The sequence below is a fragment of the Curtobacterium sp. UNCCL20 genome, from assembly GCF_900101675.1.
GTDB lineage: Bacteria > Actinomycetota > Actinomycetes > Actinomycetales > Microbacteriaceae > Curtobacterium.
Genome location: NZ_FNKG01000001.1, coordinates 243,771 through 259,552, shown reverse-complemented (window position 1 = coordinate 259,552; position 15,782 = coordinate 243,771). Strand labels below are relative to the sequence as shown.

Here is a 15,782-nt window from a genome sequence, read left to right as displayed (position 1 = left end):
ACCAGAGGGATAAATCATGGCTATTCGTAACTACAAGCCGACGACCCCCGGTCGTCGCGGCTCGTCGGTCGCCGACTTCGCTGAGATCACCCGTTCGACGCCGGAGAAGTCGCTGCTTCGTCCGCTGCCGAAGACCGGTGGCCGCAACAGCTCGGGCCGCATCACCACCCGTCACATCGGTGGTGGCCACAAGCGCCAGTACCGCGTGATCGACTTCCGTCGTCACGACAAGGACGGCGTGGACGCCAAGGTCGCGCACATCGAGTACGACCCGAACCGCACTGCGCGCATCGCGCTCCTGCACTACGTGGACGGCACGAAGCGCTACATCATCGCGCCGAACAAGCTCAAGCAGGGCGACGTCATCGAGCAGGGCGCCGGCGCGGACATCAAGCCGGGCAACAACCTGCCGCTCCGCAACATCCCCGTCGGTACCGTCGTGCACGCGATCGAGCTCCGCCCCGGTGGCGGCGCCAAGCTCGCGCGTTCGGCCGGCGCCTCGGTGCGTCTCGTCGCCAAGGACGGCCCCTACGCGCAGCTCCGTCTGCCGTCGGGCGAGGTCCGCAACGTCGATGCCCGCTGCCGCGCCACGATCGGCGAGGTCGGCAACGCCGAGCAGTCGAACATCAACTGGGGCAAGGCCGGCCGCATGCGCTGGAAGGGCGTCCGCCCGACCGTCCGTGGTGTCGCGATGAACCCGGTCGACCACCCGCACGGTGGTGGCGAGGGCAAGACCTCCGGTGGCCGTCACCCGGTCAGCCCGTGGGGTCAGGCCGAGGGTCGCACGCGCAAGCCGAACAAGCCGAGCGACAAGCTCATCGTCCGTCGCCGTAACGCCGGCAAGAAGCGCAAGTAGGAGTTCAGAAGATGCCACGCAGTCTGAAGAAGGGCCCCTTCGTCGACGAGCACCTGCTCCGCAAGGTCGTCACGCAGAACGAGGCCAACACCAAGAACGTGATCCGTACCTGGTCGCGTCGCTCGATGATCATCCCGAACATGCTCGGGCACACGATCGCCGTGCACGACGGCCGCAAGCACATCCCGGTGTTCGTCACCGAGTCGATGGTCGGTCACAAGCTCGGCGAGTTCGCGCCGACCCGCACCTTCCGTGGTCACGTGAAGGACGACAAGAAGGGCCGTCGCCGCTAAGGCGGCGACGCAGAGGAGGAACGAAATGGTGGAGTCGATCGCACGCGTGCGACACATCCGCGTCACGCCTCAGAAGGCCCGTCGCGTCATCGAGCTGATCCGCGGCAAGCAGGCCCACGAGGCGCTCGCCATCCTGAAGTTCGCCCCCCAGGGCGCTTCGGAGCCCGTGTACAAGCTGGTCGCCTCGGCGATCGCGAACGCCCGGGTGAAGGCTGACTCGACGAACAGCTTCCTCGATGAGCGCGACCTCTACGTGAGCCGCGTCTTCGTCGACGAGGGCACGACCCTGAAGCGGTTCCAGCCGCGTGCCCAGGGCCGCGCCTTCCGCATCAACAAGCGCACCTCCCACATCACGGTCGTCCTCGCGACGCCGGATGAGGTCGAGGCTGCGGCGACGAGCAAGAAGGCGAGCAAGTAATGGGCCAGAAGGTCAACCCGTACGGCTTCCGTCTCGGGATCACGACGGACCACGTCTCGCACTGGTTCACCGACAGCACGAAGCCGGGTCAGCGCTACGCCGACTACGTGGCCGAGGACATCAAGGTGCGCGAGTACCTGAAGAAGACCCTCGACCGCGCCGGCGTCGCACGCATCGAGCTCGAGCGCACCCGTGACCGCGTCCGCGTAGACATCCACACCGCGCGTCCGGGCATCGTCATCGGTCGCCGTGGCGCCGAGGCGGAGCGTGTCCGTGGCGAGCTCGAGAAGCTCACCAAGAAGCAGATCCAGCTGAACATCCTCGAGGTCAAGAACCCCGAGACCGAGGCCCAGCTCGTCGCGCAGGGCATCGCCGAGCAGCTCTCGGCTCGTGTCGCGTTCCGTCGCGCCATGCGCAAGGGCCTGCAGGGTGCACAGCGCGCCGGCGCCAAGGGTGTCCGCATCCAGGTGTCGGGCCGTCTCGGCGGCGCCGAGATGTCGCGCTCGGAGTTCTACCGCGAGGGCCGCGTGCCCCTGCACACGCTCCGCGCGAACATCGACTACGGCTTCTACGAGGCCCGGACCACGTTCGGTCGCATCGGTGTGAAGGTCTGGATCTACAAGGGCGACATCACCAACAAGGAGCTCGCTCGCGAGCAGGCGAACCAGCGTTCGTCGCGCCCCGAGCGTCGTGGTGGCCCCCGTGGTGGCGAGCGCGGCGACCGCCGTGGCGGCGACCGCGGTGGACGCCAGCAGCAGGCCCCGCAGGACGCGCCGGCCGGCGCAGGAGTTGAGGCGTAACAATGCTTATTCCCCGTCGAGTCAAGCACCGTAAGCAGCACCACCCGAAGCGTTCGGGCCAGGCCACCGGTGGCACCAAGGTGTCGTTCGGTGACTACGGCATCCAGGCGCTGACCCCCGCTTACGTGACCAACCGTCAGATCGAGTCCGCTCGTATCGCCATGACGCGTCACATCAAGCGTGGCGGCAAGGTGTGGATCAACATCTACCCGGACCGTCCGCTCACCAAGAAGCCGGCTGAGACCCGCATGGGTTCCGGTAAGGGCTCGCCCGAGTGGTGGGTCGCCAACGTCAAGCCGGGTCGCGTGCTCTTCGAGCTCTCCGGCGTCAGCGAGGACATCGCCCGTGAGGCGCTGACTCGTGCAATCCACAAGCTGCCCCTCAAGGCACGCATCATCAAGCGCGAGGAGGGCGACGCATAATGGCGATCGGTTCCAAGGAGCTCCGTCCGACGGAGCTCGACACGTTCGAGAACGAGCGTCTTGCTGACGAGCTGAAGAAGGCCAAGGAGGAGCTCTTCAACCTCCGCTTCCAGTCGGCCACCGGCCAGCTGGAGAGCCACGGCCGTCTCCGTGCCGTCAAGCGCGACATCGCCCGTATCTACACCGTCCTCCGCGAGCGCGAGCTCGGCATCCGTGCCACCCCCGCGCCCGTCGAGACCGCCCCCAAGGCCAAGAAGACGACCAAGAAGGCTGAGAAGCCGGCTGAGTCGGCCGAGGCCGAGACCGCCGAGGAGAAGTAATGGCGAACGAAGAGAAGACCTCCGCCGCCTCCACTCGCGGCTACCGCAAGACGCGTCGTGGCTACGTCACGAGCGACAAGATGGACAAGACCATCGTGGTCGAGGTCGAGGACCGCGTGAAGCACGCGCTCTACGGCAAGATCATCCGTCGCACGTCCAAGGTGAAGGCCCACGACGAGCTCGGCACCGCTGGTGTCGGCGACCTCGTCGTGATCAGCGAGACCCGTCCCCTCAGCGCTTCCAAGCGCTGGCGCCTGGTCGAGATCCTCGAGAAGGCCAAGTAGGCCTCGGCCTGCTTCGGAATAGGAGACAGCAGTGATTCAGCAGGAATCCCGCCTCAAGGTCGCCGACAACACGGGTGCCAAGGAGATCTTGACCATCCGCGTGCTCGGTGGCTCGGGTCGTCGCTACGCCGGTCTCGGTGACGTCATCGTCGCCACGGTGAAGGACGCCATCCCCGGCGGCAACGTGAAGAAGGGTGACGTCGTCAAGGCGGTCATCGTTCGCACCAAGAAGGAGACCCGTCGTCAGGACGGCTCCTACATCAAGTTCGACGAGAACGCGGCAGTGATCCTCAAGGCCGACGGCGACCCGCGCGGTACGCGCATCTTCGGTCCGGTCGGTCGCGAGCTCCGTGACAAGAAGTTCATGAAGATCATCTCGCTCGCGCCGGAGGTGCTGTAAGCCATGGCGAACATCAAGAAGGGTGACCTCGTCGAGGTCATCGCGGGTGCTACGCAGGAGCGTGGCGGCGACCGCGGCAAGCAGGGCAAGGTCATCGAGGTGCTCCGTGACAAGGAGCGCGTCGTCGTCGAGGGCGTGAACTTCGTCACGAAGCACGTCCGCGTCGGCCAGACCCAGCGCGGCTCGAAGACCGGCGGCATCGAGCAGCACGAGGCTCCGATCCACGTGTCGAACGTCGCCCTCGTCGACCCGAAGACCAAGAAGCCGACCCGCGTCGGCTTCCGCAACGAAGAGGTGGAGAAGGACGGCGTCAAGAAGACCGTCCGCGTCCGCTACGCCAAGAAGTCGGGTGAGAAGCTCTGATGACCGACACGACTGCCGCGCCGGCGACCAAGGTCGACCCGCGCCTCAAGCAGAAGTACAAGAACGAGATCAAGGCTGCCCTCACCGAGCAGTTCGGTTACGCGAACGTCAACCAGGTCCCCGGCCTGGTCAAGGTCGTCGTGAACACCGGCGTCGGCGAGGCCGCTCGCGACTCGAAGATCATCGAGGGGGCCATCAAGGACCTCACGGCGATCACGGGTCAGAAGCCCCAGGTCACGAAGGCCCGCAAGTCCATCGCGCAGTTCAAGCTGCGTGAGGGCCAGGCCATCGGCGCGCACGTCACCCTCCGCGGTGACCGCGCGTGGGAGTTCCTCGACCGGCTCGTCACCCTCGCACTGCCCCGCATCCGCGACTTCCGCGGCCTCAGCGACAAGCAGTTCGACGGCAACGGCAACTACACGTTCGGTCTCACGGAGCAGTCCGTGTTCCACGAGATCGACCAGGACCGCATCGACCGCGTGCGTGGCTTCGACATCACCGTCGTGACCACCGCGAAGACGGACGACGAAGGACGCGCGCTGCTCCGCCAGCTCGGGTTCCCGTTCCGTTCCAACGAGCAGACGGTCTAAGCTACTTCGGGCGGTGCGGGCCGGAGGATTCACGTCCTCCGGCCCGCACGCACGAACACACCGATCCAGGGGAACCGCCCCGGGATCACCCGATCGCTCAGGTCGGCATTCGTGGAACGGGTGTCGAAACCAGGCGAAGAATGGACGACCATCATGACGATGACCGATCCGGTCGCAGACATGCTGACCAGATTGCGGAACGCGAACTCGGCGCACCACGACGCCGTCTCGCTTCCCAGCTCCAAGCTGAAGAAGAACATCGCTGAGATCCTCAAGCGCGAGGGTTACATCAGCGAGTGGAAGATCGAGGACGCCCGCGTCGGGCAGACCCTCACGATCGACCTGAAGTACGGCCCCGAGCGTGAGCGTTCGATCGCCGGCATCAAGCGCGTCTCGAAGCCCGGTCTCCGGGTGTACGCGAAGTCGACGGAGATCCCCCAGGTCCTCGGTGGCCTCGGCGTGGCGATCCTCTCGACCTCCTCGGGACTGCTCACCGACCGTGAAGCCGAGCAGAAGGGCGTGGGTGGGGAAGTCCTCGCCTACGTGTGGTGATCGACAATGTCTCGTATCGGACGTCTTCCCATTGACATCCCCGCCGGCGTGACCGTCTCCATCGACGGCCAGAACGTGGCGGTCAAGGGCCCGAAGGGCGAGCTCGCGCTCGTCGTCGCCGAGCCCATCCAGGCCAAGGTCGAGGAGAACCAGGTCCTCGTCACCCGTCCGGACGACGAGCGCAGCTCGCGTGCGCTGCACGGCCTGACCCGCACCCTCATCGCGAACAACATCGTCGGCGTGACCCAGGGCTACTCCAAGGGCCTCGAGGTCGTCGGCACCGGTTACCGCGTGCAGGCGAAGGGCAACAACGTCGAGTTCGCGCTCGGGTACTCCCACCCGATCACGGTCGAGCCGCCCGCGGGCATCAGCTTCACCGTCGAGGGCAACAACAAGCTCACCGTCATCGGCATCGACAAGCAGTCGGTCGGCGAGGTCGCTGCAAACATCCGCAAGCTGCGCAAGCCCGAGCCCTACAAGGGCAAGGGTGTCCGCTACGCGGGCGAGATCGTGCGCCGCAAGGCCGGAAAGTCAGGTAAGTGATCATGGCCATCGGAATCCGAGGCAAGAGCAAGTCGGCCGCCAAGGCGCGCCGTCACAACCGTCTCCGCAAGAAGATCACCGGCACCGAGTCGCGTCCGCGTCTCGCCGTCACCCGCTCGTCGCGTCACGTGTTCGTGCAGGTCATCGACGACGCCAAGGGTCACACCCTCGCCAGCGCGTCGACGATGGAGGCCGACCTCCGTTCGTTCGACGGCGACAAGACGGCCAAGGCCCGTCGCGTCGGCGAGCTCCTCGCCGAGCGCGCGAAGGCAGCCGGCGTCGAGGCCGTGGTCTTCGACCGCGGTGGTAGCAAGTACGCCGGTCGCGTCGCCGCGATCGCCGATGGTGCCCGTGAAGGAGGGCTGAACCTGTGAGCGACATCGCGAACACCAACGAAGACGCCAACGTCGAAGCGACCGAGGCCGCCGAGACCACGGCGCCCGTCGAGGCGACTGAGTCGACCGAGGCAACCGAGGCCGAGTCCACGAGCGCCAAGGCCCCCGCGGCCAAGGAGCCCGAGGTGCCGGTCGTCGAGCGTCCCGTCGAGACCGCCGCGGGTTCGGCATCGAACAACCGCGACTCCGCCGACAACCGTGGCCGCCGTGGTGGCGGACGCGACCGTCAGCAGGGTGGCGGCCGTGGCAACGACCGCAACGGGCGGGGTGGCGACAGCCAGTTCCTCGAGCGCGTCGTGACCATCAACCGTGTCTCCAAGGTCGTCAAGGGTGGTCGTCGCTTCAGCTTCACCGCGCTCGTCGTCGTCGGTGACGGCAACGGTCTCGTGGGCGTCGGCTACGGCAAGGCCCGCGAGGTCCCGACCGCCATCTCGAAGGGTGTCGAGGAAGCGAAGAAGAACTTCTTCCGCGTCCCCCGCGTCGGCAACACCATCCCGCACCCCGTGCAGGGTGAGGCCGCTGCCGGTGTCGTGCTCCTCCGTCCGGCCGCTGCCGGTACCGGTGTCATCGCCGGTGGTCCGGTCCGCGCCGTGCTCGAGTGCGCCGGCATCCACGACGTCCTGAGCAAGTCGCTCGGTTCGTCGAACACGATCAACATCGTGCACGCGACCGTCACGGCGCTGCAGCAGCTCGAGGAGCCCCGTGCGGTCGCAAGCCGCCGCGGTCTCCCCGTCGACCGGGTCGTCCCGGACCGTCTGCTCCAGGCCGAGGCCGCTGCTCTGCGTGCCGCGTCCGAGAAGGCAGGTGCGTGATGGCGATGCTGAAGATCACGCAGACGAAGTCCGTTATCAGCGAGAAGCAGTACCAGCGCGACACGCTCCGCAGCCTGGGTCTCAAGCGCATCGGCCGTACGGTCCTGCGTGAGGACAACGCCCAGAACCGCGGGTACGTCGCGACGGTCGCGCACCTCGTGAAGGTCGAGGAGGTCGACGCATGAGCGACGAGAAGAACGAGCGCGTGCAGGTGCTGAAGCTGCACCACCTCCGCCCCGCCGAGGGTGCCAAGAAGGCACGCACCCGCGTCGGTCGTGGTGAGGGCTCCAAGGGCAAGACCGCCGGCCGTGGTACCAAGGGTCAGAAGGCTCGCTACCAGGTCAAGGTCGGCTTCGAGGGTGGGCAGATGCCGCTGCACATGCGCACCCCGAAGCTCCGCGGGTTCAAGAACCCGTTCCGCGTCGAGTACCAGGTCGTGAACCTGGACAAGATCGCGGAGCTCTACCCCAACGGTGGCGACGTCACCGTCGCGGACCTGGTCGCCAAGGGCGCCGTCCGCAAGAACGAGAAGGTCAAGGTTCTCGGTCAGGGTGACATCAGCGTGAAGCTCACGGTCTCGGTCGACAAGGTCTCGGCGTCCGCCGCCGAGAAGATCGCGGCTGCTGGCGGCACCGTCTCCCAGTAACCCCCGTCGGCGGCCCGTGCGTTTGCGCACGGGCCGCCGTTACGGTTTCCTTGACAGTGGCCGGCATCCGCCGGTCAGGTCGGCGCTGCCGACCACACCGGTGACGGCCCTCGTCCGGGTCGCCGGTCCCAGAAGTTCGGAGTCCTCGTGTTCAGAGCGGTCGCGCGCATCATGCGCACCCCAGATCTTCGCAAGAAGATCGGCTTCACCCTCGCGATCATCGCGCTGTTCCGGCTCGGGTCGTACATCCCGGCACCGTTCGTCGACTACTCCGCCGTGCAGACCTGTCTCGCGAGCGCTTCGTCGTCGGGTGGTCTCTACGACCTGATCAACCTGTTCTCCGGCGGCGCGCTGCTGAAGCTCTCGGTCTTCGCGCTCGGCATCATGCCGTACATCACGTCGTCGATCATCGTGCAGCTCCTGCGCGTGGTCATCCCGCACTTCGACGCCCTCTACAAGGAGGGGCAGTCCGGCCAGGCGAAGCTGACGCAGTACACGCGCTACCTCACCATCGCGCTCGGCGTGCTGCAGTCCACCACCCTGATCACCGTCGCCCGCTCGGGTGCACTCTTCGGCACGAACGCGTCGTCCTCCTGCTCGTCGATCATCTCGAACGACAGCTGGTACGCGATCATGCTCATGGTCGTCACCCTGACCGCGGGCACCGGCCTCATCATGTGGATGGGTGAGCTCGTCACCGAGCGCGGCATCGGCAACGGCATGTCGCTCCTCATCTTCACGTCCATCGCAGCGCAGTTCCCGTCGGCGCTCTGGGCGATCGAGCAGTCGCAGTCCTTCGAGCTGTTCCTCTTCGTGATCCTCGTCGGCCTGGTCATCATGATGGCCGTCGTCTTCGTCGAGCAGTCGCAGCGCCGCATCCCCGTCCAGTACGCCAAGCGCATGGTCGGTCGACGCACCTACGGCGGCAACAACACGTACATCCCGATCAAGGTGAACATGGCCGGCGTCGTGCCCGTCATCTTCGCGTCGTCGCTGCTGTACCTGCCGGCCCTGGTCGCGCAGTTCAACCAGCCCTCCGACGGCACCGAGCCGGCCGCGTGGGTGACCTGGATCCAGAGCAACCTGACCTCGGGTGACAACTGGTTCTACATGGTCCTGTACTTCCTGCTCATCGTCGGCTTCACGTACTTCTACGTCGCGATCACCTTCAACCCCGAAGAGGTCGCCGACAACATGAAGAAGTACGGCGGCTTCATCCCGGGCATCCGGGCCGGCCGTCCGACGGCTGAGTACCTCGACTACGTCCTGACCCGGGTGACGCTGCCCGGCTCGCTCTACCTCGGTCTCATCGCGCTCATCCCGCTGGCAGCACTGGCGCTGTTCGGCGCGAACCAGAACTTCCCGTTCGGTGGCGCGAGCATCCTCATCATCGTGGGTGTCGGTCTCGAGACCGTGAAGCAGATCGACTCGCAGCTGCAGCAACGTCACTACGAAGGGCTTCTCCGTTGAGCGCACGTCTCATCATCGTCGGACCTCCCGGAGCCGGGAAGGGCACCCAGGCCGGCCGCATCGCCGAGTCCTTCGGGATCCCCGCCGTCTCGACGGGCGACATCTTCCGCAAGAACGTGGCAGAGGGCACGCCGCTCGGTGTGCAGGCGAAGGCGATCATGGACGCGGGCGACTACGTCCCGGACTCCCTCACGAACGAGCTCGTGAAGTCTCGCCTGCAGGAGGCGGACGCGCAGGACGGCTTCCTCCTCGACGGGTACCCCCGCACGGTCGGGCAGGTCGAGTACCTCGACGCGCTGCTCGCCGAGCAGGGCACCGGGATCGACGCGGTCATCCAGCTCGTGGCCGACCAGGACGCCCTCGTCGGCCGTCTCCTGAAGCGCGCTGAGGACCAGGGTCGCAGCGACGACAACGAGGAGACCATCCGTCGTCGTCAGCAGGTCTACGCGGAGCAGACCGCTCCGATCGTGGGCGCGTACAGCGAGCGGGGCCTCGTGGTCGACGTCGACGGGCTCGGCGCCATCGACGAGGTCGGCGACCGCATCCAGGCGGCGCTGTCCTCGCGTGGGCTGACCGCGAGCGTCTGAGACCGGTGGTCCGGCTCCGCAAGCCCTCGATCTACAAGACGCCGGAAGAGCTCCGCGCGATGGTCCGGCCCGGTCTCCTGACCGAGGCGGCGCTCACGGCCGTTCGTCAGGCGGTGCGGCCCGGGGTCACCACCGGTGAGCTCGACGCGATCGCCGAGGCCGTCATCCGTGACCGCGGTGGCATCCCGAACTTCCAGCTGGTCCCGGGCTACCGGCACACGCTGTGCGTCTCGGTGAACGACGAGATCGTGCACGGCATCCCCGGTGACCGCGTGCTGCAGCCCGGCGACATCGTGTCGGTGGACGCGGGCGCCGAGGTGGACGGCTGGAACGGCGACAGCGCGTTCACGATGATCGTCCCCGGTGGGGACGCGGCGCTGGCCGAGGCACGACAGACGCTCTGCGACACCACGGAGAACGCGCTGTGGCACGGCATCGCCGCGCTGGCACACGCGAAGAACCTGCACGAGGTCGGTGCCGTCATCGAGGACGCCATCGACGAGACGGGCGCCTGGGGCATCGTGGAGGACTTCACGGGCCACGGCATCGGCCGGTCCATGCACGAGGACCCGCCGGTGTTCAACTACCGGGTCCGCGGAGCGGGTCCGGCGGTCAAGCCAGGTCTCGTGGTCGCGATCGAGCCGATGGTCACCGCCGGCACGATCGACAGCTCGACGGACGACGACGACTGGACCGTGCGCACGTTGGACGGTTCCGACGCGGCGCACTGGGAGCACAGCATCGCCGTCCACGCGGACGGCATCTGGGTGCTCACCGCCGCCGACGGCGGCGCTCGGGGCCTGGCCCCCCTGGGTGTGACGCCCGTCCCGATCGCGTAGGTCGCGCCTCCAGGCGGCCTGCTGCACTTCCTGCGGGCCTGGAGGCGCGTGGCGCGCCCGCCACGTCGGCTCCGTGCTCGGGTGTCCGTTCCAGGGCAGCGGCCGAGTCTCGGTGTGAGCGACACTCCTCGCGCCCGAGCGCGCGAGGAGTGTCGCTCACCCCGAGTCTCGTGTCGCGCGACGACGCTGGCGGGCCCGGCGTCAGTTGCCGACGGAGCAGGTCTCCTCGGACGCGCTCTGCCCGGTGATCGACGAGGGGAGCGGTGTCGAGCTCGGGCTGGCCGCGCTGCTCGAGGCCGAACCGGATGCTGTGCCGGACGCCGCGCCGGACGCGGTGCCGGACGCCGTGCCACTCGATGCCGTGCCGCTGCCACTCGAGCTGCCGGCCGCCGGTGCCGAGGTCGCGGTGCCGCTCGTGGTCGGGGACTCCTCCGATGCACGCCCCGTCGTCGAGTCGCTCAGTGAGGTCTTCTGGTCGTTCTGCAGAGCCACGTTGAGCGTGTGCGCCGCGTCCTGGTCGACGATCACGCGCGCGCTGTTCGCCGGGTCGTCTGCGACGGGGTACTGCACGAAGAGCATGTTCGCGGTGCTCATGCCGCGCAGGGCTCCCGCGAGACCCACCAGCGTGCGCGCCTGGGCGAGCCCGTCGGAGAGCGTCATGTTCGACAGCGCTGCGCCGGCGAGCTTGTACAGCGTGATCGGGTTCGAGAGCGTCCCGTCCGCGGTGACCTTGCGGAGCAGTGCCGAGAGGAACACCTGCTGCGAGCTGATCCGCGCGAGGTCGCTGCCGTCGCCGACACCGTGCCGGGTGCGGAGGAAGGCGAGGGCGTCGGAGCCCTCGAGGTTGTGCGAGCCGGCGGTGAGGTGCAGCCCGGTGAACGTGTCGTTGATCGGCTCCGCCACGCAGACGTCGACGCCGCCGAGCGCGTTCGACATCTCGATGACACCGTCGAAGGTGATGAGGCCGGCGTAGGGGATGCTCAGCCCGGTCAGGTTCTCGACGGTGTCGACCACGCACGAGACGCCGCCGTTGCCGAGTGCCGTGTTGAACTGCGCGGAACTCGCAGCGGGGTAGGTCGTGCCGGTCTCGGGGTTGGAGCACGCCGGGATCGGGACCATCAGGTCGCGCGGGAAGCTGACCGCGGTGAGCTGCTGGTGGTCCTGGGAGATGTGGATGAGCATCGTGACGTCGTTGCGGGCTCCCTCGACGTCGTCGGCGGAATCGAACTGCCCGACGCGGGTGTCGCTGCCGATGAGGAGGATGTTCGCCCCGCCCTTGATCGCGGTGATGTCGGCGGTCTGCGCGGTGCTCTGGTCGTCCGTGCTCAGCTGCACGGTCTTCGGCGCCGTGGCGAGTTGCGCGCCCGCGATGGCCGCCACGCTCGTGCCGCTCACCAGGACCACGGCGAGGGCGGACGCGACGATCGACGCCAGGGTCGTCCATCCGCGGCGGCGGGGGAGCCGTCCGTGGCGGGCGAGCGGGCGGCGGGGGGCGTCGGGCACGTGGTCTCCGTTCGGTGGTCCGGCGCGGTCGGGGTGCGCTGGACGAGGCTGCGGGGTCACGCTAGGGTCCGGTGACTGGTGACGGCCCGGAACGTGCCGTCAAACCACTGTGGAACGTTCAGACAGCTCTGAGAAGCCCCAAACGAGGGGACTTCGGCGCCTCCGCTTGGCAATCCCGGGTCTATCACATAAGATCGATCTTTGGTGTGCCATGCCTTCTTGGCGTGGCGCCCGACCCGCAGACCGGCTCGGGGATCACACCGGTAATCCAATCAAGCGACAGTGAGGCTATGGCCAAGAAAGACGGCGTCATCGAGATCGAAGGCTCGGTGCTCGAAGCTCTGCCCAACGCGATGTTCCGCGTTGAGCTGACCAACGGACACAAGGTCCTCGCGCACATCTCCGGGAAGATGCGCCAGCACTACATCCGCATCCTCCCCGAGGACCGCGTGATCGTGGAGCTGAGCCCGTACGACCTGACCCGCGGCCGGATCGTCTACCGCTACAAGTGATCCGCGAGCTGGAAAGGAACGGCTCGGCAATCCTGCCGGGCACGAAGCCAGCGAGCACGAGGAAACAACAATGAAGGTCAACCCCAGCGTCAAGCCCATCTGCGAGCACTGCCGAGTGATCCGCCGCAAGGGCCGCGTCATGGTGATCTGCAAGAGCAACCCGCGTCACAAGCAGCGCCAGGGCTAGACCCACGGTGCTGGTCCCGTAGGGGCCGGCTGGCTGCCTGACTCGGATCGCCCTCGGGCGGCCCGCGCAGGAACCACAACTCAACATCGAACACGCAGTACCAGAACCCTGGTCCGGCTCCGGCCGAAGCGGGGGGACACCTCGGGGCGGAGGCCCGAGCACCGGTACTGCGCCACACCTCCATCGACAACAGGAGCAGCCATCACATGGCACGTCTAGCAGGCGTCGACATCCCGCGCGAGAAGCGCGTGGAGATCGCACTCACGTACATCTACGGCGTCGGCCGTACCCGCGCGGTCCAGGCACTCGCCGAGACCGGTATCTCCGGTGACATCCGCGTCAAGGACCTGACCGACGACCAGCTCGTCGCCCTCCGTGACTTCATCGAGGGCAACTTCAAGGTGGAGGGTGACCTCCGCCGTGAGGTCGCAGCCGACATCCGCCGCAAGGTCGAGATCGGTAGCTACGAGGGTCTTCGCCACCGTCGTGGTCTCCCGGTGCGCGGTCAGCGCACCAAGACCAACGCGCGTACCCGCAAGGGACCGAAGCGCACCGTGGCAGGCAAGAAGAAGGCTCGATAGGAGACCCCGATGGCTACCCCCAAGACTGCCGCGCGCAAGCCGCGCCGCAAGGAGAAGAAGAACGTCGCTGTGGGCCAGGCCCACATCAAGAGCACGTTCAACAACACGATCGTCAGCATCACCGACCCGTCGGGTGCCGTCCTCAGCTGGGCGTCCTCGGGTGCCGTGGGCTTCAAGGGTTCGCGCAAGTCGACGCCGTTCGCGGCGCAGCTCGCCGCCGAGTCCGCTGCGCGTCAGGCGCAGGAGCACGGCGTCAAGAAGGTCGACGTCTTCGTGAAGGGCCCGGGTTCGGGCCGCGAGACCGCGATCCGGTCCCTCCAGGCCGCTGGCCTCGAGGTCGGTTCGATCAACGACGTCACGCCGCAGGCGCACAACGGGTGCCGCCCGCCCAAGCGCCGTCGCGTCTGACGCGAGGAGCAACCGGCCGCGCCCTGCTCGTCCCTGACCGGATCCGTCCGGTCTGACCGGATCCGTCCGGTCGGGGTCGGGCAGGGCCCGCGGCCATTCCTGGTCGTTCGATCGCGCACGTCAGTGCGCGTGATCACAACTCAACAGACCCGTCGGGGCCCGGTCGGCCCCGTCGTACCGCCAAGTGTCATATAGCGGACACTTCGCCGAAAGGAATCCCACAGTGCTCATTGCACAGCGCCCCACCCTGACCGAGGAATCGATCTCCGAGTTCCGCTCGCGCTTCGTCATCGAGCCGCTCGAGCCGGGCTTCGGTTACACCCTCGGCAACTCGCTGCGCCGCACGCTCCTCTCCTCGATCCCCGGCGCGGCTGTCACCAGCATCCGCATCGACGGCGTCCTCCACGAGTTCAGCACCGTTCCCGGTGTCAAGGAAGACGTCACCGAGATCATCCTCAACATCAAGAGCCTGGTCGTCTCCAGCGAGCACGACGAGCCGATCACCGCCTACCTGCGCAAGCAGGGTGCCGGTCAGGTCACCGCTGCGGACATCTCCGCACCGGCCGGCGTCGAGATCCACAACCCGGACCTCGTCATCGCGACCCTGAACGACACCGCGCGCTTCGAGCTCGAGCTGACCATCGAGCGTGGCCGTGGCTACGTCTCGGCGACCCAGAACCGCTCGGAGTTCAGCGAAGCCGGTCAGATCCCGATCGACTCGATCTACTCCCCGGTCCTCAAGGTCACCTACCGCGTCGAGGCGACGCGTGCCGGTGAGCGCACGGACTTCGACCGCCTGGTCGTCGACGTCGAGTCGAAGCCGGCCATCACGCCGCGCGACGCCATCGCGTCGGCCGGCCGGACGCTCGTCGAGCTGTTCGGGCTCGCCCGTGAGCTCAACACGGCGGCCGAGGGCATCGAGATCGGCCCCGCGCCGGTCGACGCGGTGCTCTCGAACGAGCTGCAGACCCCGATCGAGGACCTCGACCTGTCGGTCCGCAGCTACAACTGCCTCAAGCGGGAGGGCATCAACACGGTGTCCGAGCTCGTCGCCCTGTCGGAGACGCAGCTCATGAACATCCGCAACTTCGGTCAGAAGTCGGTGGACGAGGTCAAGGACAAGCTCACCGAGCTCGGCCTGTCCCTCAAGGACACCGTCCCCGGATTCGACGGCGCCCACTTCTACAGCGGGTACGACGAGGACGAGTCCAACAACTGACCTCGCGCTGACGCGCACGCGCGCCGCTGACGCAGCGCGCACCACCATCACCACTGGAGAACTGACATGCCGAAGCCCACCAAGGGCCCCCGCCTCGGTGGCGGCCCCGCCCACGAGCGCCTGCTCCTGAGCAACCTCGCCAACGCCCTGTTCACGCACGGCCGCATCACCACCACCGAGACGAAGGCCAAGCGCCTCCGCCCCGTCGCCGAGCGTCTCATCACGTTCGCGAAGCGTGGCGACCTGCACGCGCGTCGTCGCGTGATCGGCATCCTGCGCGACAAGTCCGTCGTGCACACGCTGTTCACCGAGATCGCCCCGCAGGTCGAGGACCGTCAGGGCGGCTACACCCGCATCACGAAGCTCGGTTTCCGCAAGGGCGACAACGCTCCCCTCGCGTCGATCGAGCTCGTCCTCGAGCCGGTGTCGAGCACGCCGGCCCCGGTGACGCGCAAGTCGGCTCCGGCCGCTGCCGCCCCCGTCGAGGAGCCGGTTGCCGACGAGACCACCGAGGAGGCCCCGGTCGAGACGGTGCCTGTTGAGGACAGCGAGACGACCGAGGAGTCCGCTCCGGTCGAGGCTGAGACCGAGACCGAGGCTGCCGCCGAGGTCGAGGACGACGCCGCCGAGAAGGCCGACGACGCCAAGTAGTCGAAGCACCACCACGAGGAAGCCCCCGCGACGCACGTCGCGGGGGCTTCCTCGCGTTCGCGGGGTGACCGACGGGCGGCCTGGAGGCGCGGGGCGGGTCCGCCACGCGCCTCCAGGCCGCCGTCGTGCCC

The 15,782-nt window shown here is 67.6% G+C and carries 26 protein-coding genes; 25 read left to right on the top strand and 1 reads right to left on the bottom strand.

All coding sequences use genetic code 11. From position 1 onward, the window contains the following. The first annotated feature begins 16 nt into the window (after positions 1-16). From rplB to map, 19 genes are all read left to right on the top strand, one after another. Positions 17-856, top strand: coding sequence for a 50S ribosomal protein L2 (gene rplB, locus BLT36_RS01280; RefSeq protein ID WP_092091221.1), 840 nt, complete (start codon positions 17-19; stop codon positions 854-856). Positions 857-867: 11 nt separating this feature from the next. Next, a complete protein-coding gene (gene rpsS, locus BLT36_RS01275) occupies positions 868-1,149 on the top strand; it encodes a 30S ribosomal protein S19 (RefSeq protein WP_022906343.1) in 282 nt (93 codons plus the stop codon). A gap of 25 nt (positions 1,150-1,174) precedes the next feature. Beyond that, positions 1,175-1,567: a 50S ribosomal protein L22 gene (gene rplV, locus BLT36_RS01270; RefSeq protein WP_022906344.1), complete on the top strand. Its 393-nt coding sequence runs from the start codon at positions 1,175-1,177 to the stop codon at positions 1,565-1,567. Further along, on the top strand, positions 1,567-2,367 hold the full coding sequence (gene rpsC / locus BLT36_RS01265; RefSeq protein ID WP_071292543.1) for a 30S ribosomal protein S3: 801 nt from the start codon (positions 1,567-1,569) through the stop codon (positions 2,365-2,367). The genes rplV and rpsC overlap by 1 nt, the downstream gene beginning before the upstream one ends. Before the next feature lie 2 nt (positions 2,368-2,369). Further along, entirely contained in the window at positions 2,370-2,789 is a 420-nt protein-coding gene (rplP, locus tag BLT36_RS01260) for a 50S ribosomal protein L16 (RefSeq protein WP_065960031.1), read from the top strand. Next, on the top strand, positions 2,789-3,109 hold the full coding sequence (rpmC, locus tag BLT36_RS19090) for a 50S ribosomal protein L29 (protein ID WP_022906347.1): 321 nt from the start codon (positions 2,789-2,791) through the stop codon (positions 3,107-3,109). Before rplP ends, rpmC begins: the two co-directional genes overlap by 1 nt. Next, on the top strand, positions 3,109-3,393 hold the full coding sequence (gene rpsQ / locus BLT36_RS01250; protein ID WP_092091219.1) for a 30S ribosomal protein S17: 285 nt from the start codon (positions 3,109-3,111) through the stop codon (positions 3,391-3,393). The genes rpmC and rpsQ overlap by 1 nt, the downstream gene beginning before the upstream one ends. A 31-nt stretch (positions 3,394-3,424) precedes the next feature. Beyond that, entirely contained in the window at positions 3,425-3,793 is a 369-nt protein-coding gene (gene rplN, locus BLT36_RS01245; RefSeq protein ID WP_017885523.1) for a 50S ribosomal protein L14, read from the top strand. A gap of 3 nt (positions 3,794-3,796) precedes the next feature. After that, on the top strand, positions 3,797-4,156 hold the full coding sequence (gene rplX, locus BLT36_RS01240; protein ID WP_092091217.1) for a 50S ribosomal protein L24: 360 nt from the start codon (positions 3,797-3,799) through the stop codon (positions 4,154-4,156). Further along, positions 4,156-4,746: a 50S ribosomal protein L5 gene (gene rplE / locus BLT36_RS01235; RefSeq protein ID WP_092091215.1), complete on the top strand. Its 591-nt coding sequence runs from the start codon at positions 4,156-4,158 to the stop codon at positions 4,744-4,746. The genes rplX and rplE overlap by 1 nt, the downstream gene beginning before the upstream one ends. Before the next feature lie 153 nt (positions 4,747-4,899). Then, on the top strand, positions 4,900-5,298 hold the full coding sequence (gene rpsH, locus BLT36_RS01230; protein WP_058725384.1) for a 30S ribosomal protein S8: 399 nt from the start codon (positions 4,900-4,902) through the stop codon (positions 5,296-5,298). A 6-nt stretch (positions 5,299-5,304) separates the two neighbouring features. Beyond that, a complete protein-coding gene (gene rplF / locus BLT36_RS01225) occupies positions 5,305-5,841 on the top strand; it encodes a 50S ribosomal protein L6 (protein WP_092091213.1) in 537 nt (178 codons plus the stop codon). Positions 5,842-5,843: 2 nt separating this feature from the next. Then, the gene (gene rplR / locus BLT36_RS01220; RefSeq protein WP_092094206.1) at positions 5,844-6,215 is read left to right on the top strand and encodes a 50S ribosomal protein L18; all 372 of its coding nucleotides are present in this window, start codon (positions 5,844-5,846) and stop codon (positions 6,213-6,215) included. Positions 6,216-6,361: 146 nt separating this feature from the next. Further along, positions 6,362-7,048 carry a 30S ribosomal protein S5 gene (gene rpsE, locus BLT36_RS01215; protein ID WP_092094204.1) on the top strand — a complete coding sequence of 229 codons (687 nt, stop codon included), beginning with the start codon at positions 6,362-6,364 and terminating at the stop codon, positions 7,046-7,048. Further along, on the top strand, positions 7,048-7,233 hold the full coding sequence (gene rpmD / locus BLT36_RS01210; RefSeq protein ID WP_022906355.1) for a 50S ribosomal protein L30: 186 nt from the start codon (positions 7,048-7,050) through the stop codon (positions 7,231-7,233). Before rpsE ends, rpmD begins: the two co-directional genes overlap by 1 nt. Next, positions 7,230-7,694 carry a 50S ribosomal protein L15 gene (gene rplO, locus BLT36_RS01205; protein ID WP_022906356.1) on the top strand — a complete coding sequence of 155 codons (465 nt, stop codon included), beginning with the start codon at positions 7,230-7,232 and terminating at the stop codon, positions 7,692-7,694. The genes rpmD and rplO overlap by 4 nt, the downstream gene beginning before the upstream one ends. Before the next feature lie 147 nt (positions 7,695-7,841). Beyond that, positions 7,842-9,164, top strand: coding sequence for a preprotein translocase subunit SecY (gene secY / locus BLT36_RS01200; protein WP_071292533.1), 1,323 nt, complete (start codon positions 7,842-7,844; stop codon positions 9,162-9,164). Beyond that, complete coding sequence (locus tag BLT36_RS01195) at positions 9,161-9,751, top strand: adenylate kinase (protein WP_092091211.1); 591 nt, start codon at positions 9,161-9,163, stop codon at positions 9,749-9,751. The genes secY and BLT36_RS01195 overlap by 4 nt, the downstream gene beginning before the upstream one ends. Before the next feature lie 5 nt (positions 9,752-9,756). Further along, the gene (map, locus tag BLT36_RS01190; protein ID WP_092091209.1) at positions 9,757-10,590 is read left to right on the top strand and encodes a type I methionyl aminopeptidase; all 834 of its coding nucleotides are present in this window, start codon (positions 9,757-9,759) and stop codon (positions 10,588-10,590) included. Positions 10,591-10,791: 201 nt separating this feature from the next. Here the strand turns inward: map and BLT36_RS01185 are convergent, their stop codons facing one another. Next, the gene (locus BLT36_RS01185; protein WP_092091207.1) at positions 10,792-12,093 is read right to left on the bottom strand and encodes an LCP family protein; all 1,302 of its coding nucleotides are present in this window, start codon (positions 12,091-12,093) and stop codon (positions 10,792-10,794) included. Positions 12,094-12,383: 290 nt separating this feature from the next. Here BLT36_RS01185 and infA point away from each other — a divergent pair, with 290 nt between their 5' ends. The 6 genes from infA to rplQ all read left to right on the top strand — a co-directional run bounded on the left by infA (position 12,384) and on the right by rplQ (position 15,651). Then, positions 12,384-12,605 (top strand): translation initiation factor IF-1, encoded by a 222-nt coding sequence (infA, locus tag BLT36_RS01180; protein ID WP_017885509.1) that lies wholly within the window; start codon positions 12,384-12,386, stop codon positions 12,603-12,605. A 70-nt stretch (positions 12,606-12,675) separates the two neighbouring features. Beyond that, the gene (gene rpmJ, locus BLT36_RS01175) at positions 12,676-12,792 is read left to right on the top strand and encodes a 50S ribosomal protein L36 (RefSeq protein WP_022903266.1); all 117 of its coding nucleotides are present in this window, start codon (positions 12,676-12,678) and stop codon (positions 12,790-12,792) included. 206 nt (positions 12,793-12,998) lie between these two features. Then, a complete protein-coding gene (gene rpsM, locus BLT36_RS01170) occupies positions 12,999-13,373 on the top strand; it encodes a 30S ribosomal protein S13 (protein ID WP_058728274.1) in 375 nt (124 codons plus the stop codon). A gap of 9 nt (positions 13,374-13,382) precedes the next feature. Continuing rightward, positions 13,383-13,781: a 30S ribosomal protein S11 gene (rpsK, locus tag BLT36_RS01165; protein WP_017885507.1), complete on the top strand. Its 399-nt coding sequence runs from the start codon at positions 13,383-13,385 to the stop codon at positions 13,779-13,781. A 223-nt stretch (positions 13,782-14,004) separates the two neighbouring features. Continuing rightward, a complete protein-coding gene (locus BLT36_RS01160; RefSeq protein ID WP_079237370.1) occupies positions 14,005-15,000 on the top strand; it encodes a DNA-directed RNA polymerase subunit alpha in 996 nt (331 codons plus the stop codon). A 66-nt stretch (positions 15,001-15,066) separates the two neighbouring features. Continuing rightward, positions 15,067-15,651 (top strand): 50S ribosomal protein L17, encoded by a 585-nt coding sequence (gene rplQ, locus BLT36_RS01155; RefSeq protein WP_092091205.1) that lies wholly within the window; start codon positions 15,067-15,069, stop codon positions 15,649-15,651. Positions 15,652-15,782: the final 131 nt, after the last annotated feature.